Here is a 24,311-nt window from a genome sequence, read left to right as displayed (position 1 = left end):
TATCAACCATCAACCATCAACCATCAACTAAAATAATGAAATACCAAAGAAGTTCAGCTTTATTTGAAGAAGCTTACAAATATATTCCGGGAGGTGTAAATTCTCCGGTTCGTGCGTTTAAATCAGTGGGTGGAGTTCCCGTTTTTATGAAATCTGCGAAAGGCGCTTACCTTACAGATGCTGATGATAATACCTATGTAGACTACATTAATTCTTGGGGGCCTGCAATTTTAGGGCATACTCATCCTGAGGTTTTAGAAGAATTAAAAATTCAGGCAGAGAAAGGCTTCTCTTTTGGAGCTCCTACTGAATTGGAAACTGAAATCGCAAAATTCATCACCGAAAATGTTCCGAATATCGACCAGATAAGAATGGTTTCTTCAGGAACGGAGGCTTGCATGAGCGCAATCAGATTGGCAAGAGGTTTTACAGGAAGAGATAAATTTATAAAATTTGAAGGCTGTTATCACGGTCACTCAGATTCATTTTTGATAAAGGCGGGAAGTGGTGCTGCAACTTTTGGAAATCCTAATTCTCCAGGTGTCACTCCAGGAACGGCAAAAGATACTTTATTAGCAAGATATAATGATTTTGAGCAGGTTGAAGATTTGTTCAGACATCATCAGGGCGAAATTGCCGCAATCATCATAGAGCCGGTTGCCGGAAATATGGGTTGTGTACTTCCAGAAAATAATTTCTTACAAAAATTAAGAAAAATCTGTGATGAGAACGGAGCTTTGTTGATTTTTGATGAAGTAATGACCGGTTTCAGACTTGCTTTTGGCGGAGCTCAGGAATTATATAATGTGAAAGCAGATTTGGTAACTTATGGAAAAGTAATCGGAGGCGGTCTTCCGGTAGGAGCTTTTGCCGGAAGAAACGAAATTATGGACCACTTAGCTCCAAAAGGTGGTGTTTACCAAGCAGGAACTTTAAGTGGAAATCCTTTGGCAATGAGAGCAGGTTTAAAAACTTTGCAAATCATTAAAAACGACCCTGAGTTTTTTAACAGACTGGCGAAAACTACAGAAACGTTAGACTTAGAAATCGGAAAAATTTTAAGTGAAAAAGGAATTGAGCACAGAATCAACAGAAAAGGTTCGATGATGTCGGTTTTCTTCCACATCAATGCGGTTTCTAATTTTGATGAGGCTCAAAATGCTAATCATGCACTGTTTAATAATTTCTTTCATCAAATGTTGACCAACGGAATTTATCTTCCGCCAAGTGGCTACGAAACGTATTTTATTAGCGATGCTATTAAAGATAAAGAGATTGATATGACTTTAGAAGCAGTAAGAAAATTTCAGTATTCTTAAAATCATAAGACATAAAATTATAAAGGATGAGGTTTAAAACTTCATCCTTTTTTTGTTTTTAATTAAACAGAAACACCCGTAAAAATCTGTGGAAAAATATTTAATTCATACAAGCAATGTAATAAACCATACAATTCTAAACCTTCATTTCTTTCTAACTTTGTACTATAGAATTTGAATATGGAAGGGTCTCATAATATTTCGCGAAAAGATTTTTTGAAAAACTCAGCTTTAGCAATGGCTGGAATTACTTTAACGCCTGCAATTGTAAGTGCAAATACATTTTCTGAAGATAAAATTTCATCAGTAAATGGTACATTAATTCTTAAAAATGTGCGCCTTGAAACAGGTTTTGAATATGAAGAAGGTGAAGTAATTGCTACAAAGACAGATTTGTTTTTAGTAGAAACTGAAAACGGAAAAATCACGAAAATAGCTCCTAATAATCCCAAAGCAAAAGCGGTGGATGCAAAAGGGTTTTTGATGCTTCCGGCTTTTAAAGATATGCACATTCACCTTGACAAAACTTTTTATGGTGACAAATGGCAGGCTGTAAGAAGAAGAAAAGGCGGAGTAAAAGGAATGATTGCTTTGGAAGAGCAAATTATGCCGGAAATACTTAAAAACTCTACTTATAAAGCCGAAAAAATGATTGAGTTGATTCAGTCTAAAGGAACTGCTTTTGCAAGAAGTCATGTGAATGTAGAGCCTACTTCCAAGCTGGATTCTTTGAAGAATTTACAGATTGCTTTAGAGCGTAAAAAGAAAAGCTTTGGAGCTGAAATTGTAGCATTTCCCCAGCATGGTGTTTTCTACAAAAATTCGGTTCCTTATCTTAAAGAAGCGGCTCAGATGGATATTGATTTTATCGGTGGAGTAGATCCTTACACGATTGACGGAGCGATTGAAAAGACCATTGATTTTACCGTACAACTTGCTTTAGATCATCAAAAAGGAATTGATATTCATCTTCATGAAACCGGAGAATCGGGTCTGAAAACAATAGAATATCTTATCGATAAAGTAAATGAGAATCCTTTTCTGAAAGGTAAAACATTTTTTAGTCATTGTTTTGTTTTAGGAAAATTAGATAAAACAAAACAAGAAGAAATTGCTGAGAAATTGGGGAATGCTCAACTGGGAATTGCTTCAACAATTCCTATAGGAAACTTGATAATGCCGCTTCCGACTTTACAAAAACATAATGTAATCGTATACACCGGAAATGACAGCATTATCGATCATTGGAATACGTATGGAACAGGAAGTGTGCTAGAGAAAGCCAATCTTTATGCGCAGCTTTACGGTCAGTCGACAGAGTTTTTATTGTCGAGAAGTTTGAAATTAGCAACGGCAAATCTAACTCCTTTAGACGATAAGGGCGTTCAGCAATGGCCGAAAATAGGCGACAATGCAGATTTTGTTTTGCTGAATGCAAGTTGTTCGGCAGAAGCGGTATCCAGAATTTCAAACGTAGAATCTCTTATTTATAGAGGGAATGTAGTATTTTAAATTAAAAAAAATCAGGCGATGAAAGTTTTATTTTTTCTTTTGTTTTTTATCAGTATTAATGCTTGCGAAAAAAACGTGTCTCTGCCTGTAAAACAAAATGTGATGGATGATAAAAATGTAGTTGATCTTGTAAAAAACAATGATGCAGAAGGCTTAAGAATGGCTTTGGAAAAAGGGGCAGATGTCAATACACAAGATTCAAGAGGGCGATCTTTATTGCTGCTTGCAGTAGTGGGGAAAAAGATGAAAATTGCAAAACTTCTTGTAGAATATAAAGCAGATGTTAACCTACAAGATCAGCAGTTGGATAGTCCGTTTTTATTTGCTGGAGCAAATGGGCAGACCGAATTGGTGAAATTATTTCTAAAAAACGGAGCTCGTTTTGATGTCTTCAACAGATACAACGGAACGGCCTTAATTCCTGCTTGCGAAAGAGGTCATGTAGAAACAGTAAAAGTTTTGGCGCATACAGAAGGTTTCCCAATCAATCATGTAAACAGATTGGGATGGACAGCCTTGATGGAAGCGGTAATTTTAGGTAACGGAAGTTTAAAATACCAAAAAATCGTTCAGATTCTTAAAGATAAAGGCGCAAAAGATATTGCAGATAAAGATGGAATTACTGCACTCGAACACGCAAAGTCTTTAGCATATGAAGAGATTGTGAAAATTTTAGAATCATAAACGGTCTCAACTTATATTCTGAACATGATTTCCTGCATAAATTTCACTAATTTTAAGCAAAAATCATTCGGGATGAGCCGTCGTTTAGATCATTTTCCGGTTTTGGGTATTCAGGATTTCAATGACAACCAGTCTTTGGAAGCACATCTTCTGTTTAATGATCTTTACGGGGAGCGCTCTATTGACCATCCGCACAAGCACGATTTTTTTATCATTAATATTTTTGAAAAAGCAAAAGGCAGTCATACCATCGATTTTGTAGAGTATGACGTAAAAAATCATCAGATTCATTTGGTATTTTCAGATCAGGTGCATCACTGGAATATTGAAGCAGGAACGGTAGGATATCAATTGATGATCAGCAGGGAATGGTTTGAAAGTTTAATTCCGGCTTTAAGATTTTCACAGTTGTTTTACCAAAATCATCCGGTCATTGATCTTTCGGATGTAAGTTTTGATGGATTGATTTATGAATTTAAAACCATTAAAAAACTGTTGAATCGCGAAGCTATATTTTGGGAAATGATACAAAAAAGGACTGAGGTGATTGGTTTGTTAATCAGCGAATCGGTAGAGTTTATTTTTAAAAATGACGAACGCTATCATGCAAATCCTGTTTTTTCGAAATTTCTAAATCTTATTGATATCCATTTTAAAGATGAACGTTCGGTTTCTTTTTATGCTGAAAAACTTAATATTTCGCCCAATTATTTGAATATCATCTGTAAAAAAAGTCTCAATTCTTCGGCTTCATCTCTTATCCAAGACCGAATTTTACTCGAAGCAAAACGTCTTCTGAAAGTTTCAGAAAAATCGGTGAAAGACATTGTTTTTGATTTGGGATTTTATGATCAAGCAAGCTTTTCAAAATTTTTCAAATCACATACAGGAATGACGCCTTCTCAATTCAAAGAGTGATTTATTGAAACAAAAATTCCTCAGAAATTTCTAAGGAATTGTATTGTTAAGTTTTAATTCATTTACTATTGTAAACCAGACCAACCAACGGCCCAAGATGGTATTAGAATTCCGTTTCCGGCTCCGGTTGCATCAGTTTTTTCTATGTAGGTATTTGGTGAAATAGTTACAGCTGTACCCGCAGTTGAAGTTGCTGAGGCTTTAGTAGTCGTATTTGTACTAAATAATATGTCTTTTATTTTATTTTGATCATTAAAATAAGTGATCGTCTCATCACCTTCAAAGTTAAAACCTGTTTGCCAATTTGAAGTGACAATATTTTCAATATCTGCCTGAGTTCCGGAAGATAGCTTAAACGCATTAGATTCTCCGGTATTTGTTCCGCCGATTAATGTTACGTTTTTAATGGTCGGTTTTGAAATGGGTATAGCAGTAGGATTTGTATTGTTATTGATACCTTTAATTCCGTTATTCCCGGTTCCGTCTGCTTTTCTTTTGGTGAAAATATTGGTTGCGCTACCAATCCATCCATCTTTATAGCTGAAAGCATTATTAGTATTTGAGGCTGAAACAATGTTTGAAACATTTACTGTTCCGCCATAAATTTCAATGCCATCGTCTGCATTATTTAAAAGTGCTACACTTTCTACTCGGGTCACGCTACCAATTCCGAAAAGAGAAAGACCGTTAAACTTTTTACCGGCAGCGAATTCGGCCCCTGCATATTCAATTCTTACAAAGTTCAGAGATCCTGAATTATCATCAGCTTCGGTACCTCCATATATTAAATTTCCTATTTCTGATGAACCTGTACTTCCTGTATTAATCGGAGCTTTACCACAAATGACGATTCCGCCCCAGTTTCCGGCAACGGTTGTTTCTGATGTAAATAAAACCGGTGAACCGGCTGTTCCGTTGGCAAAGATTTTACCACCCTGCTCGACAAGAATGTAAGAGGCAGCGCCTGCTGTGGCGGTAATTTTTATTCCGGCGGGAATAACTAGAGTACCTCCATTTTTTATGGTAACAATACCTGTGAGTTTATAAGATTTCATTGGGTCAAGGGTTACCACTTGTCCGTTGGTAACGTCGCCTTTAAAATTGTTGGGATCCTGAGCGATTCCTACTACTGCAATTTCAGAAGTTATGTCTTCATCTTTACTGCACGAATGAATAATTAATGACGAGCCTATAATAAAAGCTGCGAAGAGTATTTTTAAGCGATTTTTCTTCATAATTCTCAGGTTATTCTCTTTCAACGGTATTTTTATCAATGTATTTTGAATGAGAAGACCAAATTACCATTTTTCTGTTTATTATCCCAATTCAAAATAGGATGAATTGATTTTAGCCGAAATATTTAAAATGAAATTTAAGTTTAGTGCAAAAAATAACCACGCCCGGAAAATATATTCCGAGCGTGGTTTTCAATTTGATATGAAGAAAAAAAAGTTTATTTTATTAAGACCTGACGTGATTTCTCATTAGATCTTAAAATATATTTTCCTGAACCTAATTGAGATTTAACATTCATAAAATCTGTATCGTCTGAAGTGGTTTTTAGTTTTTTAAGAAAATTACCACTCATGTCATAAACACTAACGTCTACTTGATTTGCTATTCTGCCATGGTATGCTGCCGTTAATAATTTTATGTTATCATTTTTATCTGTTTCTGGAATTATATTATCTTTATCTAAATGAAAGGCAATTCCAATAAAACTATTTGAACCAAAATTTGCAATAGTTGTTTCAGTTTCTGCTATTGTACTGTTTTCAGTTTGTCCAATATTTAAATATTGAGTCTTTACGGCTTGAGGAGAAACGCCAGGATAAGTTCCTTGTAATGCATCATATTGACATAAATCGAATCTCAAATTATTTATAGCAGCATTACCTGTTTTAGTTACTGTAACTTTAAATTTATAACTGGCATTTTTTTGCAATTGTGGTCCTCCGTTGCTACTTGTAGTGGAATCAAAAATTTTAACTCCGCTTGAGCTACTGTAAATTTGAACAGATGTTACTGTTAAGTTTGGGGTTGTAGTCGGAGCTGTATATTCTAAAGTTTTTGTTAATTCTGGAATCAATATACTGCCATCAATATTATATACAGGCCAAGTTTTAATAACCAAAATATATTTCACAGCATTTTTTACTTTAGAATAATCATCCCATATTAAATTCCAAGTATCAATAGTAGTTGATGTTGGATAGTAAATTGGATCATAATTAGAATCATCAAAAACAGAATTAGTGAAAATTCTTTTATCGTCTGATACTGTATTAAAGTACATAGCTAAGTTGTAACCTCTGTACTTACCTTGAACATCGTAGTTATAATGAATAAATTGATCAGGGCCTACGTAGCTTACTTTGAAATTAGAAAAATTGGCTTGTGTACTAAAATCTTGAGAAAATACAAATTGACTGATTAAAATAAAAGCAAATGCTATTTTGCTAAATACTAAATTTAGTTTCATGATATTAAGTTTAAATGATTTGGTGATTTAAAATAGGTCGTTCAAATTTTGAATAAAAAATTTGAACGACCTTGTATAATTTATATATGTTACAATCCAGCCCAGCCTGTAGCCCAAGTTGGAGTGTTTATTCCGTTTCCTGCACCGGTTGCAGACGCATTTTCTGAATAAGTGTTTGCTAAAATTGTTACGGCTGCACCTGCTGTATTTTTAGCAGAAGCTTTGGTAGCAATGTTTGTATCAAATTTAACGTTAGTAATCTTATTACCACCGTTGAAATATGCTACAGAAGCATCATGCTCTACATTGATACCAGTAGTCCAATTAGATAATACTAAGTTATCAAAAGTACCATAAGTACCTACTCTTAATTTTAATGCATCAGCTTCACCTGTTGTACCTCCGATGAAAGTAGCATTTTTGATGGTAGGGTTAGATCTTGGATTTGCGTTGTTGTCTAAAGAATTGTTATCAGCTTCGATACCTCTGTTACCAACGCCGTTTGCTCTTCTTTTTGTATAAATGTTTGTTGCAGTTCCGTTCCAGCCTTCAGTCCAGTCGAAAGCGTCATCTTCATTCGCAACAGAAACGATGTTTGATACGTTTACAGTTCCTCCAAAAAACTCGATACCATCATCAGATCCGTTGATTAATGAAATGTTATCAATTGTAGTTCCGTTACCAACTCCGAAAAGAGAAAGACCGTTAAATTCTTTATCACCTGTAAAGATTGCACCTGCGTATTCAATTCTTACGAATTTTAAGATTCCAGAATTATCAGAAACATTAGTTCCTCCGTATGTTGCATTACCAACTTCAGCAGTTGCAGTAGTTCCTTTATTGATAGGAGCTTTACCACAGATCACTAAGCCTCCCCAACTTCCTGGTGTAGGATTGGGTGAAGTCATTACAATTGGAGAAGAAGCTGTACCGTTTGCGAAGATTTTACCATCTTGTTCAATTGTAATATAAGCCGAAGTACCACCTGAAGCTTCAATTCTTGTTCCTGCAGGAATTACTAACGTGCCCCCAGCTTTTACAGCAACTGCACCTGTAAGTTTATAAACTTTTGTTGGGTCTAAAGTTACTGTTTCACCAGATTTTACTTCTCCCTTAAAATTATTAGGATCAGAAGCGATACCTGTAGCGACGATTTCTTCATCATCATTATTACTACAAGATTGGAATACTACAGCTGTTGTCGACATAATGAATGCAGCAGCTAATAATTTTAAAGTGTTCTTTTTCATTTTACAATATTTTTTATTTATTTTTTATTTAGAATTCGTAAGAAATGCTTGCTCCTACAGCTGTTCCTCTTTTATATTTTTTTGCAGCAAGCTCGTTTCCTGTTAATAGATTGTCTTGAACTCTCGTGAAATAAGGGTTGATTAGATTTCTTCCAGTGAAAGAAAAGCCCATTCCATTTGATAATTTAAATTTCAAAGTAGCATCTAATGTGCTGAATGCCTTGTCTACCATATTTCCTCTGTTCTGTGTACCTAAAGAGTAAATGTTGTCTGAGATATAAGAATATGAAACAACTAAATCCATCGAGTTTTTGTTACCCCATTTCTGTTCTAAACCAATATTAGCATTGGCTAAGAAATCTGAAGCACCTTGCATTTTATCTTTTGTAACATTAAAGTTAGTAGAGTAGTTAGACTGTCCAGGTCCTGAATTTTCTTTAGCAACTTTGTCGTTGTTAAGTTCTTGTTCAGTATTTAAATAGGTACCGTTTAAGAATGCATATAATCTTGTATTTCCAGCGCTGTAGATATCTTTTCTGATTTCTGCTTCTAGTCCATATACTCTTCCTGTGTCTCCTACGTTCATTACAGAAGTAGAGTTAGATGATGAATTGATGGTTACTCTTGCAAGAGGATTTTGGATATATTTTCCAAATGCAGATAATGATATCAATTCATTTTTACTTGGAAACCATTCCCATTTTAAATCTACATTGTAGTTATCTGCAAGGTAGTTTGATTGGTTACCCAATGTACTTTCTTCAATATCTTCATATTCGAAAGGAGCAATTTCAAGTAATAATGGAGAAGTATAGGTTTTAGATCCTGCTAATCTTAAATTATGCTTATCATTTAAGCTATATTTCAAGTTGAAAGCAGGTAAGATTTTATTGTAATCTCTGTCTTGCTTTCCTTCCTGAATTGCAGTATTATATTTAAGTTTTTGCATTAGATTTTCGTATCGTACTCCAACCTGTGCTGTAAACTTATCGCTGAATTTGTAATCTACATTTACATAACCTGCATTATTAGTCATTTCAGAAGTAAATGTTTGCGGAATTAGTGCTTGTTCCGGAGAATATTTCACATCACCTCTAAAAGTCACAACGTCAAAGAAAACTCCCGATTGATAATTGGTAAGATTAAAGAATGTGTCATAATTTTTAGGATCAACAAAGTAACTTCCTTGTACCGGTAAAATTCTAAAGTTGTATTGTGTTGCTTTGAAATCACTCTCTTTATATCTTCCGCTATACCCTAAAGTAATTTTTGCGCTTTCTCCCAATTTGTAATCTGCATGAATATCACCTACAAAATCATTTTCCAAAAGCTGATCGTAATATCTGTTGTTTGCCCCAGGATTACTACTTGCGAAGAAACTATAGTTTTGCTGTTTGTCTAAAACAGTTACATTCTGTTGTCTGTCTGGTCTTCTACTGTCTAATCTGTTATATCCTACATTCCAAGATATTTTCAATGGTTCAGATAAAGTATGCTCACCTCTTAATTGGTTTACCAATAAATCGTTAATACGAGTTGTGGCTCTTCTTAGCTGAGTGGTGTATCTTGTCTGGTTAACGTCGTTATCATAATAATCTCTGTTATATCCTGAGAAATTTCCTAATTTCTGTTCAGAAGTATGTATATAATTTGATGATAGATTAATTTGATGATTAGGATTAATTTTGTAATTGATATTTACTAAACCAGTTGTATTGGTCGTGTATTTGAACTCTTCTGCTTGAGTATATATTCTAAGAGCATCATCCTGTGCACTATAGGTACCTCCTGTAATTCCATTAAAATATTCGTAACTATTATCAAAACCTCCGTATCCGAAAATACTTAGTTTTCCCTGGCTCCCAACCTTGAAATTGGTTCCAAAATCAAAACTCAAATTAGAGTTGAAAGGATTGTTTACTTCCTGATCTTTCCAAGACGTATTAAAAACGTACCCTCTGTTTGCAACTGCATTTTTAGAAGGTTGCTCTAGTTTGGCAAAGCCAAAATAGCTTGGCCCGTCCTGTAAGAAATAATTGTTTTTCTGAACTGCATTAAAGTTAACAGAAGATCCCAGATTTATTTTGAAGTATGGCTTTCCGGTATATACTTTAGTTACGATGTCAACATTGGCTCCAGACATATCACCCCAAAGTTTTGGATTGTATACTTTTTCCAAACCGATGAAATCAATCATATCAGTTTTAATGATACTTAAATCGATATTTTTATATAAAGGATCATTTGAAGGAACCTGAAGGCCGTTGATTGTTGTAGAGTTGTTACGATCACCCAGTCCGCGGATGAAAATTTGTCCGCTACCTTCTTGTTTCTGTGATCCTGTGGCTTTAGTTACTGCTACAGAAACATCACCTACACCTTGTTTTTCAAGTTGTACAGAACCCACTCGTTCAATAACTTCTACAGATTTTCTCTGTACACTGATGATGTTTGCCTCACCTCCTTTTTTGGTTGTACCTTGTATAATAACACCTTCAATTTTCTTTTCGTGCTTTACAGTGTCATTTTTTTCTTGAGCGTACATTAAAGTTCCTGATGTGGTAAGGAATAATGCAGCGATACTCAGTTTTCTAAAATTCATTTTCTTTTTTACTAATTACTTTCGGTGCAAAGGAAGAGAAGTTTGTTGGTGTAAATGGTTTAGTAAAATTTAAATTTTTCTTAACTAAACATTACGAAATGGAAATTATTGTTAACTTTATGTGAACGATAACCTTTGTGTTAATCCATGATTCAAAATTGATTAACTTTGAACCGTAAAATTTAAAAATGAGCCAAAAGAAAATTCTTCTAATAGACGATGAACTCGACATTCTAGAGATTCTGTCTTACAATCTGGAAAAAGAAGGTTATGATATTTATACCGCTACAAATGGTAATGAAGGTATAGAAAAAGCCAAAGAAATTATTCCCGATTTGATCTTATTAGATGTAATGATGCCCGAAAAAGACGGGATTGAAACTTGCCAAGAGCTTCGTAAAATAAAAGAACTGCAAAAAACGCTTATTGTTTTTCTTTCTGCAAGAAGTGAAGAGTTTTCTCAGTTAGCCGGTTTTCAAGCTGGTGCCAATGATTATGTTGTAAAACTAATTAAACCGAAAATTCTTATTTCTAAAGTAAATGCATTGCTTCAGTTGACCTCTCAGGTTTCTGATAATGCTAAAATGATAGAAATTGGTGATTTAATAATCGACAAAGATAACTTTAGAGTTTCTAAAAGCGGACAGCAGTTTTTATTGCCTAAAAAAGAATTCGATTTATTGTATCTTTTGGCTTCAAACACCGAAAAAGTGTTTAAAAGAGAAGAGATTCTTGAAAGAGTTTGGGGAAATGACGTGATTGTTGGCGAAAGAACTATCGATGTGCATATCCGTAGACTGAGAGAAAAACTAGGAATCAATACGATTCAAACTTTAAAAGGGATAGGATATAAATTAATCGTTTAATTAAGAACTCCGAACCTTACATTTAACCTTAAAACTTTGTAAAATTGAAATTTTACAGACTTACCTTAGTATCATCATGTCTGCTTACATTGGTGATGTTTATTTTAGTGATTATTTTTGATTCACTGAAAGATATTTATTACCATACTTCACAATTTAAGATTGGTCTTTTTCTGTGCATTATTTTAATGTTTATTATTAATTATGCGGTTTTAGAACTGCTTTTTAATTATTACGCCAAAAAACAAGTCAGAAAAATTTCAAAAATTCTTCCCGAAGAAATTGTTTATAGCGATCAGAATAATATTACGCTGAAAGAATTGGGCGAAAGGTTTTCAGATTTTAATCAGCAGCAGCTTACCGAGATGGATATGATGAAGGAGATGGAAAGCTACCGTAAAGAATATATCGGAAATGTCTCGCATGAGCTGAAAACACCACTTTTTTCTATTCAGGGTTACGTAGAAACTTTGGTGGAAGGTGGAGTAGAAAATCTAACGATTAGGGATAAATATTTAGAAAGAATAGGCATTTCTGTAGAACGATTGATTGCCATTGTCAACGATCTCGATATGATCAACAGATTAGAAGCAGGAGAAATTAATCTTACTGTTTCAAAATTTGATGTTAATATTCTTATTAAAGAAATTTTTGACCTGCTTGATTTGGAAGCCGAAAAAAACAATACTGTTTTGCAGCTTCAGACTTTGCACAGCCAGATTTTTGTAGAAGCAGATAAGCAGAAAATATCTCAGGTTTTTATTAATTTGATTTCAAATGCTATTCATTATGCCAACAGACAGGAAGCTAGAGTCGTGGTGAAAACAAGTATTCTTAAAAATAGAGTGCTCATTGAAGTGATTGATAACGGGATGGGAATAAAAACCGAACTGTTACCAAGAATTTTTGAAAGATTCTATCGTGTAGAAACCAGTAGAAGTAGAAGACAAGGTGGTTCCGGATTAGGATTAGCCATTGTAAAACACATACTGGAGGCTCATAACGAAAATATTACAGTAGAAAGTGTTTACTTAGAAGGTACGAAATTTAGCTTTATGCTCGAGAAAAGCAAATGATTTTTGTGAAATGTAAGGAAAAAAAAGTTTCTAAAAAATTATTAAATATTTTTTGTAAAATCTCATTTATTATATATTTGCAGTAAGAATTTAGCATAATAAATAAAGGCAAAAAGTAATTGAAATACTGATATGGTTTACAAAATCCGTGTAATATTAGATACAAAAGAAGACATTTTCCGCGATGTAGAAATCAAAGGAAAACAAACACTCTGGAACTTACATTTGGGAATTAAAAGTGCATTCAACCTTAGTGGAGATGAGCTGTCTACTTTTAATCTTCTCGAAGAAGATGGTACTGTTGTAAAAAGCGTACCTCTAGAAGATATGAGTGATGATGGTGATGGCGAGATTATGTCAGATGTATACATCGATGAAGCATTCGAGTCTGCAGGCGACAAAGCGCAGTTTCAATACGGCTTGCTTGATCTTTGGGAATTTTTCTGCGAATTAGTAGAAGTGGTAGAAGAAACTAAAAGTGTTAATTATCCTATTACTACTTATAGATTTGGAAATGCTCCTCTAAAAGCTCCAAGCAAAAGTAAAAGCGCTGCAGGATCAAAAAATAAAAAATCGGCAATGCCTTTAATGGATGACGATTTTAGTTTTGAAGATGATTTCGGCGGTGGAAACAATAATTTTGCAGATGAAGACGACGATAATTTCGACGACGATGAAGAAGATGACTACAATGATGATGCTTTCGATGATGAAGACGATGATAACGAAAGATAAAAATTAAAATATAACCCTGAAGTAAAATTCAGGGTTTTTTGTTTCAAATAAAATTTAAAACTCAATTTCTTATTTTTGCAAAAGTTTAAAGCTTGTTTAAATGAATTTATCTTGCAGTTTTTCTCATTAAGGAAATTGTCTATCTATTTTTTTATCTGCTAAATCTGCAAAATCAGCGAGAGTTTTATAAAAAGTTGATTGAAAATTTTAAATAATAAACTTAAACGAGTTTTTAAAATTGATTTCAGAAACAGAATATGTTTCCCTTTACTTAAAAAATGAAAACGAATATGAATTTACCACAAGAATGGAAACACATCACCAATATATATGAAGTTAATATAAGGCAATACACAAAGGAAGGTACATTCAGAGCATTTGAAAAAGAGATGCCACGTCTGAAAAATATGGGTGTTAAAACATTATGGTTAATGCCAATTACTCCTATTGCTCAGGAAAATAAAAAAGGAAGCCTCGGAAGTCCTTATGCCGCCTCAGATTATACCTCAATCAACCCAGAATTTGGAACGATGGACGATTTTAAACATTTGGTGAATGAAGCGCATCGTTTAGGTTTTAATATTATTATCGACTGGGTGGCCAATCATACTGGTTGGGGACATACTTGGACGAAAACTAATCCCGAATTTTATTTGAAAGAAAATGGTACTTTCAAAACAGCTTCCGGAATGGATGATATTATCGAGCTCGATTATCAAAATCAAGAAATGCGAGAAGCGATGATTGATGCGATGAAATTCTGGATTGAAGAAACTGATATTGATGGTTTTAGATGTGATTTGGCTTCTTGGGTGACGGTAGGTTTTTGGGAGCAGGCAAGGCCGGAAGTTGAAAAAATAAAACCTCTTTTCTGGATTGGTGAGTTTGATGAATTAGAAAGCCCGGAATACGGAAAAGTTTTTGATGCGAGCTATTCTTGGAAATGGATGCACAAATCTGCTGAGTTTTATAAAAATAATCAACCCATTCATGAGCTTGTAGATTTGCTTAGAAAATATTCTCAAATAGGAGATTCTACAATGAGAGCGTGGTTTACTACCAATCATGATGAAAATTCATGGAATGGAACCGAATACGAAAAATACGGCGATATCACCAAGCCAATGGCAGTTTTTTCTGCGACCTGGAACGGAATTCCTTTATTATATTCAGGGCAAGAACTTCCCAATTTGAAAAGATTAGAATTCTTTGAAAAAGACCCGATTGAGTGGACGAATAATTGCCAAATGGCCGATTTTTATACAACCCTTTTAAATTTAAAATCTTCAAATCCTGCTTTAAGAGGCGGTGATTCAAATGTTGTGACTTATCTTTTAAATACTTCTGCGAATGATAAAATTTTCGCTTACATCAGAAAGAATAAGTGGAATGAAGTTTTAGTTGTGCTCAATTTTTCAAAAGAAAATGTTGACTTTACCATTGAGGATGAAAATGTATCTGGAGTTTTTAAAAATGTTTTTGATGGAACGAAAAGAGATTTTAATACCGGAAAAAACTTTAGCTTTAAAGTTTCCGATTACGCTGTTTTTGAAAAATAAATCTGCAAATAATTATGGATTTTATGGTAGGTATTTAAATATTTTCTTGAAAAACCAGCTGCGAAAGAAAATTTAAAGCTATTATGGCGAAAAATTTTTATCTGATTGTAAGTCTTTTATCTATTTTCTTTCATCAACTTATTAAATCAAAATACATAACTTTAAAAATATATTCTGAATGAAAGCGGGCTTTTGTCCGCTTTTTAATGAATAAAACAAAAAGGCTTTTGCCAAACTTACTATGAATAAATCTTCACTTTTAGATATCATTAAATCAAAATTATCCGAAAAAGCTCATAATTTTGAGAAGCTGATTTCTGAAACTCGTGCATCAAGCAACGATACCAAAAGTTCAATGGGCGATAAATATGAAACAGGAAGAGAAATGCTTCAGCAGGAAATAAATAATCTTCAGGTTCAGTTAAATGAAGTGTTGAAACAGCAAGATTTTTTGAAAACTATTCTTTCAAAACAGTCGGATAAGGCCGAAAAAGGAGCGATTGTAAAAACAGAGAAAGGTTTGTTTTTTATTTCGGTTTCTTTAGGTGAAATTAGTCTTGAAAATCAAAAAATCATCTGTATCTCTCCAGAATCTCCATTAGCAAAAGCAATGAGCGGAAAACAGGAAAACGATTTTTTCTCGCTCAATAATATAAATCAGAAAATTATTGAAATTCAATAATCTGAATTCGATTTTGTTTGTAAGTGGTTGGTAGTGATTTGTTTGTAGACTTAAATTTTGCAAGTGTCATTTTGTAAAGTACTTGCTTTATTCAAGCTTCATCAGCAACTTTGTTGCCATTCTTTGCTCCTCAAAATAAATGAGATAAAAATTAAAATCTTTGCGTTATTAAAGATTTTACTCAATTTTTTATTTCAAAGCCAAATGATATAATGTAAGGAAAAAAGCTAATGATTCAAAAAGAATCATTTATGAATTTATTAACTTTTCAAAATCTCACTTTGCATAATTTTTGTTGATTTAATAACATAATTAAAATATCATTATTATGAAAATTTTAGACAATAAAGTAGCATTGGTTACAGGTGCGGGCTCAGGAATTGGGCTTGCTATTGCAAAGTTATACGCTAAAGAGGGTGCAAAAGTCATCGTTTCAGACATTAATGAAGAACATGGGAAGTCGGCAGTTGAAGACATAAAATCGGCAGGCGGTGAAGCAACGTTTGTAAAAGCTGATACTTCAAATCCCGAACAAGTGGAAGCTTTGGTAAAAGCAACGGTTGATGCTTACGGCAGATTAGATATTGCCTGTAACAATGCGGGGATTGGTGGTGAAGCCAATCAAACCGGAGATTATAGCCTTGATGGTTGGAAAAAAGTAATCGATATCAATCTTGATGGTGTTTTTTACGGTTGTAAATATGAATTGACACAAATGGAGAAAAATGGAGGTGGAGTTATTGTTAACATTGCTTCTATTCACGGAACGGTTGCAGCGCCACTTTCATCAGCTTATACTTCTACAAAACACGCTGTGGTGGGTTTAACAAAAAATATTGGTGCAGAATATGGTCAGAAAAACATTCGTTGTAATGCAGTAGGGCCGGGTTATATTGATACTCCTCTTTTAAATCAGCTAGATGAAGAACATAAAAAAGCATTGATAGCCAAACATCCCATGGGAAGATTAGGAAAGTCTGAAGAAGTTGCAGAATTGGTACTTTTTCTAAGTTCAGACAAATCTTCTTTTATGACAGGAGGTTATTATTTGGTTGATGGTGGTTATACTGCAGTTTAATATTCATAAACATAAATTATTAAAGCGTTCATTTTTTGTGAATGCTTTTTTTTGATAGAAAATTGAAATCGTATTGATATGGATAACTTTAGGGTTCAAATGAAGATTTTAAGCTTAGATTTTTCTAAATTTGAGGCTCATAATTTTTCGCAATGCAAAACTACCTCGATTTACTTCAACATATTTTAGATAACGGAACCGATAAAACCGACAGAACAGGAACAGGAACACGAAGTGTTTTTGGATACCAGTTGCGTTACGATTTATCAAAAGGATTTCCTATGGTTACGACTAAAAAGGTTCATTTGAAATCTATTATTTATGAATTGCTTTGGTTTATAAAAGGAGATACCAACATCAAATATCTTACCGATAACGGAGTTTCTATTTGGAACGAATGGGCAGATGAAAACGGAGATTTAGGTCCTGTTTATGGCGCACAATGGAGAAGCTGGAATGGTGCTGACGGAAAAGTTGTTGACCAGTTTTCTGAAGTCATCGAGCAAATTAAAAAGAATCCTGATTCCAGACGATTAATTGTCTCTGCTTGGAATGCGGCAGAAATTCCGAATATGGCTTTGGCACCTTGTCATGCTTTATTTCAGTTTTATGTAGCTGATGGGAAATTGTCGCTTCAATTGTATCAGAGAAGTGCCGATGTTTTCTTGGGAGTTCCTTTCAATATTGCAAGTTATGCACTTTTATTAATGATGGTTGCGCAGGTTACAGGGCTTGAAGTTGGTGATTATGTTCACACTTTTGGTGATGTACACATTTATAACAACCATTTTGAGCAGGTTAATAAGCAACTTTCGAGAGAAACGAGACCTTTACCGACGATGAAAATTAATCCTGAAATTAAAGATATTTTCGATTTTAATTTCGAAGATTTTACTTTAGAAAATTATGATCCACATCCGGGAATCAAAGCGCCTGTAGCGATATAAGTTCTTTTAAATAAATTGATTAACTTTGAATAAAATCCTGAAATTATGGAAATTAAAATAAGTTTAAATGAATATGCTGATGTTGCATTTATTAAGAAGCTACTTTCACAAATAAAAGATATTAAAAGCATTGAATTTTTTAATGAAATTGAAGAGCCTAAAGAATATTCTTGGGACGAGATAGAATCTTCTGAAGAATTTCATGCTTTAATCAAAAAAAGTCAAAAAGATTTTGAGGAGGGAAGATTTGTGGAGCATTCTCCAGAATTGATAGAGTCGATATTCAGAAAAAAATGAAAATTTTATATTCTGAAATTGCTCTTGAAACTTTGGATGTAATAATTGACTTTCTTGAGCTTAATTGGTCTGAGAAGCAAATTTTATTTTTGAAGAATGACATTTTGAAATTTGAGCAAACCATTAGTGATAGATTAATTTCTCATCAATCACTAGCAGAATTTCCTGCAGTTAGATTTACGCTCATTGCTAAAAAGCAAGTAAAGATTTACTACATGAAAATTGATGATAATATTAAAATTCTTGCATTCTTACCTTCAAAAAGTAACCCGGCAACAATAAAGAATATTTTGAGATAAAAAGTGAAGCCTAAAACTTCACTTTTTTTGTAACTTCCACCCCAAAATTTCTACTTATCACTTATGAAATCACTTAAAATTACCATTGAAGAAAATACGGATGTCGAAAAATTAAAAGAACTTTTGCTTCAGGTAAAAGGAATTAATGATATCGAAATTATCGACGACGAAAATCCGGAAAGTGAACTTAAAAAAGCGTTCGCTAAAACAAAAGAACAGCTGAAAAAAGGTGATTACGAAACATTAGTCAATGATATTTTTGATATTCTAATTAAAAAATAAATCTAAAAAAATATAATATAGAAAAGGATGAGAAAAGCCATTTTATCTATTGCAATACTGGGAGTTTTATTCTCCACAAATGTAGCTGCACAAACAGAAACTTCGGGAAGAGAAAAAGTATACAGAGCGACCCATACAAAAGTAACAGAGCTTAAACATACCAAACTTAAAGTTAATTTTGATTATCAAAAAGAGCAGATGAGCGGTGAAGAATGGTTAACAGCTTCTCCGTATTTTTATGATTCTAATGAGCTGGTTCTCGATGCAAAAGGAATGCTGATTCACGAAGTCGCGTTAGATAATAACGGCAAAAAATCTCCTTTAAAGTATGATTATAAAGATGATGTTTTAAAGATAAATTTAGATAAAACGTATACAAGAAATCAGGATTATACGGTTTACATTAAATATACTTCTCGTCCTAATGAAGTGAAACAACAGGGAAGTGCAGCGATTAATGATGCAAAAGGTCTTTATTTTATCAATGCTCAAGGAAAAGATGCAGATAAGCCAACCCAAATCTGGACTCAGGGTGAAACTGAATCTTCATCAGCATGGTTTCCTACCATTGATAAACCAAATCAGAAGACCACTCAGGAAATTTTTATGACGGTTCCTGATAAATATGTGACGCTTTCAAACGGAATTTTAAAAGAATCTAAAAAAGAATCTAACGATTTAAGAACCGACCATTGGGTGATGGATAAAAGACATTCTACCTACCTTTTCTTCATGGGAGTTGGTGATTATGCCGTTGTGAAAGACAAATGGAAGAATATTCCTGTAGATTATTATATCGAAAAAGCATACGAACCATACGCAAAACAGATTTACGGTAATACACCGGAAATGATTGATTTTTTCTCTAAAAAATTAGGTTACGATTATCCTTGGGCAAAATATGCGCAGATTTCAGGAAGAGATTACGTTTCCGGAGCGATGGAAAATACCACAGCAACGCTTCATGGAAGTGATATTCTTCAAAAACCGGGACAGTTAATTGATGAAAACAAATGGGAAGACACCATTGCTCATGAATTATTTCACCATTGGTTTGGAGATTTGGTTACGGCAGAAAGCTGGAGTAATCTTACGGTAAATGAATCTTTTGCCAACTATTCTGAATACCTTTGGAATGAGTTTAAATATGGCAAAGACCAAGCAGATTATCATCAGATGGAAGATGTAAATCATTATATTCACAACCCATCAGATTTTAAAAAGAATTTGGTAAGATTTGATTATAGCTCTCGTGAAGATGTTTTCGATTTGGTAACGTATCAGAAAGGAGGTGGAATTCTTCATATGTTGAGGAATTATCTGGGTGATGATGCATTCTTTGCAGGAGTTACAGATTATCTTAAAACCAACGAATACAAAAATGCCGAAGCACATCAATTGAGATTGTCATTTGAAAAAGTTTCAGGAAAAGATTTAAATTGGTTCTTCAATCAATGGTATTTTGGAAGCGGAAACCCTAAACTAAACTATACTTATACTTTTGAGCCGGTAAAAAAACAGGTTACGGTTACTTTGAATCAATCTCAGGATTTACCTTTTGAATTTCCTTTAGTGATTGATGTTTATGATAATGGGAAGCCAAAAAGATATAATGTATGGGCAAATGCTACCGCAAAAAATACATTCACTTTCGATTCGTCTAAAAATCCGGATTTAATTAACATCAATGCAGACGGAGTTTTGCTAGCCGATGTTACCGATTCGAAAACCCCTGAGCAGAACTTATTACAGTTTACCAATTCTAAAGAGTTTAAAAGCAAATACATCGCTTTAAATGCAATAAAAGATCAGGTAGGTAAAAATCCGGCGGCTACAAAGTTATTGGCAGCAGCGATAAAAGATCCTTTTTTCAGAATAAGAATGAAAGCGTTAGAGTTAATGGATCTAAGTAATTCTGAGCAAATGAAAGCTTTGGGAGGTGAAGTGGAAAAATTAGCATCTAACGATCCTAAAACTTTAGCTCAAGGCGCCGCAATTGCAGCTTTAGCAAAAACGAAAGATAAAAAATATGTGCCGATTTTTGAAAAAGGTGTAAATGCAGTTTCCAATTCTGTAAAAGTAAATTCTTTGGCAGCAATTATTGCTGTTGACCCTTCAAAAGTAAATGGTTTAGCTGATAAAATTGAACTAGATGGTGCTTCAGAAGAAATGATGACTCAGTTATTACCTGTTGTGGTTAAAAATAAAGTGACTTCACAAATGGCAAATATTGCCTCGATTGCAGCATTTTATCCTTTCGTGAAATTCCAGAATCCTGAATTAGGGAAAGTGGCAGAAGAAGGGTATAACTGGATTATGTCTTCAGATAATTTAAAAGCTACAGAAAGTATTACTAAAATTTTGGGTCAGGCTAAAGACCAGATGGGCGACAATCCACAGGTAAAAATGATGATTACTCAGATGTTAAAAGATGGTCTCAATAAGAAAATGGAACTTCTTAAGCAGAATCCACAAAATGCATCAAGCATCAATCCTCAAATTGACGCAATTAATAAAGCAATTGAAAATTTTAAATAAATCTGCATTCAGATTATTTTAAGCACTTCTTCGGAGGTGCTTTTTTTATGAGTGAAATTTTGTGTAATCAGCAAAAAAATGGACGATTCTCCACTATTTTTTACAACATCTTTTATAAATTAGTTTAAAATTTGACGATTATGAGTTTTGGAATTGAGGCAGCGAGTTATTATGTGCCTTCTTTGTATTTGGAAATTAGAGATTTAGCAGAAAAAAGAGGAATAGAACCTGCAAAACTGGAAAAGCGTAGTCGCAAAATGGGATTTATTTGAAAACCTTAAAAATCGTTTAGCTATTGATTTTGATACGTACGAAAAGCTTCATAGAAAACAATTGGAACATTCTGTAAATCCTGATTACAACGGATTTGGTTTAGAATCTGTAGAATTGAAAAATCCTGTGTTGAAAGGAGCGAGGTATTACGTTTATAAAGGATAAAATAATAAATAAAGCATCTCAATTTGGGATGCTTTTTGTAATTTTCGACAACCGATAACCGACAACCGACAACTAAAAACTAATAAGTTGATTCTGATAAATTTTCGGAGTTACACCCACCAATTGTTTAAAAACCCTTGTAAAATAATTGGTATCAGAAAAACCGGTTTGAAAGGCAGTTTCCTTGATGCTGTTATTTAATGCTAAAAGTTCTTTTGCCCTGTTAATGCGCTCCTGAAGAATAAAATCATTAGGCGAAGTTCCCAGTTCGTCTTTAAACATTTTAAAGAAATTAGATTTGCTTACATAAGCCAGTTTCGCAATGCTGTCAATAGAAAGTTTTTGGTGAATATTGGTTTTGATATAATCTACCACAAAACCAATTCTTGATTTATTTTTTGCAATATTTTTTTCTACCATAGTTCTTGCCTGGGTTTGCATCAGCCTGATTAATAGTTCTTTTAAAGCAAAATCTGCCATAATGTCTTTCTGCGAATTATCATCCATCGCAATTCTCATAATATTATTAGTGGCAGAAGCCAAAGATTGATTATTAAACAATAAATATTCATCCAGTTGTAAATTCCATGTTGAGGATTCATCAACTTTCGGAAAATTATAGTTGAGGTGATGTAAAGAAGTTTCAATAAAATCTGGGTTCAAACTTAAAGAAATGCATTGGGAAGGAGTTTCATCAGCATCGGGGAAATCAATGACCATGGTTTCTCCGGGAGCGACCAAAACACTTTCTCCGGGATGATAATCAAAATAATTGGTCTTATTTTCGAGCTTCATGTGCTTTTTACCACGCAGCATTGCGGTAAATGCAATGTTATCAAAATGCAGTTTTACGTCGTAAGCAGCCTTGTGTGTTTCATAAATACTAAATTCACAATTGTTGAGATTGAATAATGTCTGATTTTCAACCAAGTTTAAAAGCTGGTTTTCCTTCTTTAATTCAGGAGTATTTAATAAAAACTTGTTATCATTCATTTCTAAACATTTTTCAAGACCTCTTCTTTCAAATATAGAGATTAATTGAGTATTTATTTGTTAATGAAACGATAAAAATTAGAACTCTGCATTATTTTAATGCTTTTTTGTAGGATTGTGCTATTCAATTCTCTTATCTGTGTGTAATTTGGCTTTAGATAAAAATTAAACTTACTAATATGAGCACAGTAACAGAACAACAATCATCTACCACTTTACAGTGGCCAGAGTTTAAAAATCAATACAATAATTATATTGACGGAAAGTTTACAGCACCGGTTAACGGGCAGTATTTTGATGTGGTTTCACCAGTTGACGGAAAAGTTTTTACACAGGCTGCACATTCATCAAAAGAAGATTTAGAATTAGCGGTAAATGCCGCAGAGAAAGCTTTTCAAACGTGGAAAGACACTTCTTCTACCGAAAGAAGCATTATCCTCAATAAAATAGCTGATAAAATTGAACAGAATTTAGAATATATAGCAACCGTTGAGACCATTGATAATGGGAAAGCAGTAAGAGAAACGTTAGCAGCTGATATTCCTTTGGCTGTTGACCATTTCAGATATTTTGCATCAGTCATCAGAGCCGACGAAGGTTCTCATAACGAATTAGATAAAGATACCGTTTCATTAATCGTTCACGAACCTTTAGGAGTTATTGCACAAATCATCCCGTGGAATTTTCCAATTCTTATGGCCGTTTGGAAATTAGCTCCCGCTTTGGCAGCAGGAAACTGTGTTGTTTTAAAACCGGCAGAAAGTACACCGATTTCTATCCTAGTTTTAATGGAATTAATTGGCGATTTACTTCCTGCAGGAGTTATCAATATCGTTAATGGTTTCGGAGCCGAATTAGGAAGAGCGTTGGTAACCAATCCAAAGGTGAACAAAGCAGCGTTTACAGGTTCTACAGCGACAGGTCGTTTGGTGATGCAGTATGCGACAGAAAATATTATTCCGGTGACTTTAGAATTAGGAGGGAAATCTCCAAACGTATTCTTCAGTTCAGTGATGGATGCAGATGATGCGTTTTTAGATAAAGCGATTGAAGGAGCTGTTCTTTTCGCTTTAAATCAAGGAGAAATTTGTACTTGCCCGTCAAGATTATTGGTGCAGGAAGATATTGCAGACGCTTTCATTGCAAAAGTTATCGAAAGAGTAAAAGCAATCAAAGTAGGAAATCCTTTAGATAAAACGGTGATGATGGGAGCTCAGGCTTCAAAAATTCAGAAAGATAAAATTCTTTCTTATATCAAATTGGGTAAAGAAGAAGGGGCTGAAGTTTTAGTGGGTGGTGATGTAAACCATGTTGGGGAAGGTTTAGATGATGGATACTACATTCAGCCTACTATTTTCAAAGGAAACAACAGAATGAGAATCTTCCAGGAAGAAATTTTCGGACCTGTTTTGGCGTTCACAACGTTTAAAGACGAAGAAGAGGGAATTAAAATCGCTAATGATACTATTTATGGATTAGGAGCGGGAGTTTGGACGAGAGATGCGCATCAGCTGTACAATGTACCGCGTCAGATTCAGGCGGGTAGAGTTTGGGTCAATCAATACCATTCATATCCTGCAGGAGCGCCATTTGGAGGGTACAAGCAGTCGGGTATTGGTAGAGAAAACCACAAAATGATGTTAGATCATTACCGTCAAACCAAAAACATGTTGATTTCATACAACAAAAACAAATTAGGATTCTTTTAATTTTTAAATACTAGGGGCGTGCCCGTTTGCCTTGGCTTTTGGCCG

General features: G+C 34.0%; 22 protein-coding genes. 17 read left to right on the top strand and 5 right to left on the bottom strand.

What is annotated here, in order from left to right; translation table 11 throughout:
* Window positions 1-35 precede the first annotated feature (35 nt).
* The 4 genes from hemL to LO744_RS16205 all read left to right on the top strand — a co-directional run bounded on the left by hemL (window position 36) and on the right by LO744_RS16205 (window position 4,433).
* Entirely contained in the window at window positions 36-1,319 is a 1,284-nt protein-coding gene (hemL, locus tag LO744_RS16220; RefSeq protein ID WP_230671203.1) for a glutamate-1-semialdehyde 2,1-aminomutase, read from the top strand.
* Between the two features lie 180 nt (window positions 1,320-1,499).
* Window positions 1,500-2,831 (top strand): amidohydrolase, encoded by a 1,332-nt coding sequence (locus LO744_RS16215; protein ID WP_230671201.1) that lies wholly within the window; start codon window positions 1,500-1,502, stop codon window positions 2,829-2,831.
* 18 nt (window positions 2,832-2,849) lie between these two features.
* The gene (locus LO744_RS16210; RefSeq protein ID WP_230671199.1) at window positions 2,850-3,515 is read left to right on the top strand and encodes an ankyrin repeat domain-containing protein; all 666 of its coding nucleotides are present in this window, start codon (window positions 2,850-2,852) and stop codon (window positions 3,513-3,515) included.
* Window positions 3,516-3,587: 72 nt separating this feature from the next.
* A complete protein-coding gene (locus LO744_RS16205) occupies window positions 3,588-4,433 on the top strand; it encodes a helix-turn-helix domain-containing protein (RefSeq protein WP_230671197.1) in 846 nt (281 codons plus the stop codon).
* A 65-nt stretch (window positions 4,434-4,498) separates the two neighbouring features.
* Here LO744_RS16205 and LO744_RS16200 read toward each other — a convergent pair whose 3' ends face one another.
* From LO744_RS16200 to LO744_RS16185, 4 genes are all read right to left on the bottom strand, one after another.
* Window positions 4,499-5,668, bottom strand: coding sequence for a hypothetical protein (locus LO744_RS16200; protein WP_230671195.1), 1,170 nt, complete (start codon window positions 5,666-5,668; stop codon window positions 4,499-4,501).
* Between the two features lie 218 nt (window positions 5,669-5,886).
* Complete coding sequence (locus LO744_RS16195) at window positions 5,887-6,915, bottom strand: hypothetical protein (RefSeq protein ID WP_230671193.1); 1,029 nt, start codon at window positions 6,913-6,915, stop codon at window positions 5,887-5,889.
* Window positions 6,916-7,004: 89 nt separating this feature from the next.
* Window positions 7,005-8,165: a hypothetical protein gene (locus LO744_RS16190; RefSeq protein ID WP_230671191.1), complete on the bottom strand. Its 1,161-nt coding sequence runs from the start codon at window positions 8,163-8,165 to the stop codon at window positions 7,005-7,007.
* Window positions 8,166-8,193: 28 nt separating this feature from the next.
* Window positions 8,194-10,767: a TonB-dependent receptor domain-containing protein gene (locus LO744_RS16185; RefSeq protein ID WP_230671189.1), complete on the bottom strand. Its 2,574-nt coding sequence runs from the start codon at window positions 10,765-10,767 to the stop codon at window positions 8,194-8,196.
* Window positions 10,768-10,955: 188 nt separating this feature from the next.
* On the opposite strand from LO744_RS16185, the gene LO744_RS16180 reads away from it, so the two are divergent.
* From LO744_RS16180 to LO744_RS20390, 12 genes are all read left to right on the top strand, one after another.
* Window positions 10,956-11,633: a response regulator gene (locus tag LO744_RS16180; protein ID WP_230671187.1), complete on the top strand. Its 678-nt coding sequence runs from the start codon at window positions 10,956-10,958 to the stop codon at window positions 11,631-11,633.
* A gap of 44 nt (window positions 11,634-11,677) precedes the next feature.
* Window positions 11,678-12,709, top strand: coding sequence for a sensor histidine kinase (locus tag LO744_RS16175; RefSeq protein ID WP_230671185.1), 1,032 nt, complete (start codon window positions 11,678-11,680; stop codon window positions 12,707-12,709).
* A gap of 132 nt (window positions 12,710-12,841) precedes the next feature.
* The gene (locus LO744_RS16170) at window positions 12,842-13,444 is read left to right on the top strand and encodes a plasmid pRiA4b ORF-3 family protein (protein ID WP_230671183.1); all 603 of its coding nucleotides are present in this window, start codon (window positions 12,842-12,844) and stop codon (window positions 13,442-13,444) included.
* A 278-nt stretch (window positions 13,445-13,722) separates the two neighbouring features.
* Entirely contained in the window at window positions 13,723-15,003 is a 1,281-nt protein-coding gene (locus LO744_RS16165) for an alpha-amylase family glycosyl hydrolase (protein WP_230671181.1), read from the top strand.
* Window positions 15,004-15,244: 241 nt separating this feature from the next.
* Window positions 15,245-15,685: a GreA/GreB family elongation factor gene (locus tag LO744_RS16160; RefSeq protein WP_230671179.1), complete on the top strand. Its 441-nt coding sequence runs from the start codon at window positions 15,245-15,247 to the stop codon at window positions 15,683-15,685.
* Between the two features lie 328 nt (window positions 15,686-16,013).
* Complete coding sequence (locus LO744_RS16155; RefSeq protein ID WP_230671177.1) at window positions 16,014-16,763, top strand: SDR family NAD(P)-dependent oxidoreductase; 750 nt, start codon at window positions 16,014-16,016, stop codon at window positions 16,761-16,763.
* Between the two features lie 152 nt (window positions 16,764-16,915).
* Window positions 16,916-17,710, top strand: coding sequence for a thymidylate synthase (locus tag LO744_RS16150; protein WP_230671175.1), 795 nt, complete (start codon window positions 16,916-16,918; stop codon window positions 17,708-17,710).
* Window positions 17,711-17,755: 45 nt separating this feature from the next.
* A complete protein-coding gene (locus tag LO744_RS16145) occupies window positions 17,756-18,007 on the top strand; it encodes a hypothetical protein (protein ID WP_230671173.1) in 252 nt (83 codons plus the stop codon).
* Window positions 18,004-18,306, top strand: coding sequence for a hypothetical protein (locus tag LO744_RS16140; RefSeq protein ID WP_230671171.1), 303 nt, complete (start codon window positions 18,004-18,006; stop codon window positions 18,304-18,306). Before LO744_RS16145 ends, LO744_RS16140 begins: the two co-directional genes overlap by 4 nt.
* Before the next feature lie 63 nt (window positions 18,307-18,369).
* Window positions 18,370-18,588, top strand: a complete 219-nt coding sequence (locus LO744_RS16135; RefSeq protein WP_079464113.1) for a hypothetical protein — start codon at window positions 18,370-18,372, stop codon at window positions 18,586-18,588.
* Window positions 18,589-18,615: 27 nt separating this feature from the next.
* A complete protein-coding gene (locus LO744_RS16130; RefSeq protein ID WP_230671164.1) occupies window positions 18,616-21,126 on the top strand; it encodes a M1 family metallopeptidase in 2,511 nt (836 codons plus the stop codon).
* A 140-nt stretch (window positions 21,127-21,266) separates the two neighbouring features.
* Window positions 21,267-21,398, top strand: a complete 132-nt coding sequence (locus LO744_RS20390; RefSeq protein ID WP_262908808.1) for a hypothetical protein — start codon at window positions 21,267-21,269, stop codon at window positions 21,396-21,398.
* A gap of 238 nt (window positions 21,399-21,636) precedes the next feature.
* Here LO744_RS20390 and LO744_RS16125 read toward each other — a convergent pair whose 3' ends face one another.
* Window positions 21,637-22,557 (bottom strand): helix-turn-helix domain-containing protein, encoded by a 921-nt coding sequence (locus LO744_RS16125; protein WP_230671162.1) that lies wholly within the window; start codon window positions 22,555-22,557, stop codon window positions 21,637-21,639.
* Between the two features lie 179 nt (window positions 22,558-22,736).
* Here LO744_RS16125 and LO744_RS16120 point away from each other — a divergent pair, with 179 nt between their 5' ends.
* Complete coding sequence (locus LO744_RS16120; RefSeq protein ID WP_230671160.1) at window positions 22,737-24,266, top strand: aldehyde dehydrogenase family protein; 1,530 nt, start codon at window positions 22,737-22,739, stop codon at window positions 24,264-24,266.
* Window positions 24,267-24,311 lie beyond the last annotated feature (45 nt).

The organism is Chryseobacterium turcicum, assembly GCF_021010565.1.
GTDB classification, from domain to species: Bacteria; Bacteroidota; Bacteroidia; order Flavobacteriales; family Weeksellaceae; genus Chryseobacterium; species Chryseobacterium turcicum.
Note: the sequence above shows the minus strand (reverse complement) of the source record. Positions and strands in the feature narration are given on the sequence as shown.

Coding starts and splice junctions, on each gene's coding strand:
- LO744_RS16145 (WP_230671173.1), top strand. CDS start 17,756: ATGGAAATTAAAATAAGTTTAAATGAATATGCTGATGTTGCATTTATT.
- LO744_RS16155 (WP_230671177.1), top strand. CDS start 16,014: ATGAAAATTTTAGACAATAAAGTAGCATTGGTTACAGGTGCGGGCTCA.
- LO744_RS16130 (WP_230671164.1), top strand. CDS start 18,616: ATGAGAAAAGCCATTTTATCTATTGCAATACTGGGAGTTTTATTCTCC.
- LO744_RS16120 (WP_230671160.1), top strand. CDS start 22,737: ATGAGCACAGTAACAGAACAACAATCATCTACCACTTTACAGTGGCCA.
- LO744_RS16190 (WP_230671191.1), bottom strand. CDS start 8,165: ATGAAAAAGAACACTTTAAAATTATTAGCTGCTGCATTCATTATGTCG.
- LO744_RS16165 (WP_230671181.1), top strand. CDS start 13,723: ATGAAAACGAATATGAATTTACCACAAGAATGGAAACACATCACCAAT.
- LO744_RS16135 (WP_079464113.1), top strand. CDS start 18,370: ATGAAATCACTTAAAATTACCATTGAAGAAAATACGGATGTCGAAAAA.
- LO744_RS16200 (WP_230671195.1), bottom strand. CDS start 5,668: ATGAAGAAAAATCGCTTAAAAATACTCTTCGCAGCTTTTATTATAGGC.
- LO744_RS16195 (WP_230671193.1), bottom strand. CDS start 6,915: ATGAAACTAAATTTAGTATTTAGCAAAATAGCATTTGCTTTTATTTTA.
- LO744_RS16125 (WP_230671162.1), bottom strand. CDS start 22,557: ATGAATGATAACAAGTTTTTATTAAATACTCCTGAATTAAAGAAGGAA.
- LO744_RS16140 (WP_230671171.1), top strand. CDS start 18,004: ATGAAAATTTTATATTCTGAAATTGCTCTTGAAACTTTGGATGTAATA.
- LO744_RS16170 (WP_230671183.1), top strand. CDS start 12,842: ATGGTTTACAAAATCCGTGTAATATTAGATACAAAAGAAGACATTTTC.
- LO744_RS16180 (WP_230671187.1), top strand. CDS start 10,956: ATGAGCCAAAAGAAAATTCTTCTAATAGACGATGAACTCGACATTCTA.
- LO744_RS20390 (WP_262908808.1), top strand. CDS start 21,267: ATGAGTTTTGGAATTGAGGCAGCGAGTTATTATGTGCCTTCTTTGTAT.
- LO744_RS16160 (WP_230671179.1), top strand. CDS start 15,245: ATGAATAAATCTTCACTTTTAGATATCATTAAATCAAAATTATCCGAA.
- LO744_RS16150 (WP_230671175.1), top strand. CDS start 16,916: ATGCAAAACTACCTCGATTTACTTCAACATATTTTAGATAACGGAACC.
- LO744_RS16205 (WP_230671197.1), top strand. CDS start 3,588: ATGAGCCGTCGTTTAGATCATTTTCCGGTTTTGGGTATTCAGGATTTC.
- hemL (WP_230671203.1), top strand. CDS start 36: ATGAAATACCAAAGAAGTTCAGCTTTATTTGAAGAAGCTTACAAATAT.
- LO744_RS16210 (WP_230671199.1), top strand. CDS start 2,850: ATGAAAGTTTTATTTTTTCTTTTGTTTTTTATCAGTATTAATGCTTGC.
- LO744_RS16215 (WP_230671201.1), top strand. CDS start 1,500: ATGGAAGGGTCTCATAATATTTCGCGAAAAGATTTTTTGAAAAACTCA.
- LO744_RS16185 (WP_230671189.1), bottom strand. CDS start 10,767: ATGAATTTTAGAAAACTGAGTATCGCTGCATTATTCCTTACCACATCA.